Annotated in this window: 1 protein-coding gene; it reads right to left on the reverse strand. The window is 47.7% G+C overall.

The window, feature by feature from the left end; translation table 11 throughout:
- Nucleotides 1–460, reverse strand: a 460-nt coding sequence (locus tag IEY58_RS34225) for an AMP-binding protein (protein WP_308422472.1), incomplete at its 3' end; no start/stop codon positions are given.
- Between the last annotated feature and the right edge of the window lie 79 nt (nucleotides 461–539).

Consider the following 539-nt stretch of genomic DNA (forward strand, 5'->3'; position numbering starts at 1 on the left):
TGTGATACCAAATATCGCGGCGTCCGCTCATTGGGATGGATTCACCGGTACGGTACACCACAATGACATTTTCAACACATTCGGTGCCGTCCTGGTCTAGTGCACGATCCACATTTTGTTTAAGCGGCGTATGTTTACCACCACGCACAGATTCATCAGCGGTGATGACAATTTTTGATTGGCTATCGATGATACGGCTGGCTAGACTGTCCGCTGAAAACCCGCCGAATACCAATGAGTGAACCGCGCCAATCCGCGCACAAGCCAGCATCGCAACCGCCGCTTCAGGAATCATCGGTAAATAAATAGTGACGCGGTCGCCTTTTTTGACGCCTTTACGACGCAGTGCGCTACCAAGGCGGCATACTTCTGAATGTAGCTCTTTGTATGAGATGATTTTATGAAGTGATGGGTGATCGCCTTCCCAAATAATCGCAGGCTTGTAAGGGTTTTCAGCCACATGACGGTCAAGACAGTTGACCGATAGATTAAGCTCACCATCTTCAAACCATTAAATGCTAAAATTGTTTAGGTCATAG

The sequence above is a fragment of the Aliidongia dinghuensis genome (assembly GCF_014643535.1).
Lineage (GTDB): Bacteria > Pseudomonadota > Alphaproteobacteria > ATCC43930 > CGMCC-115725 > Aliidongia > Aliidongia dinghuensis.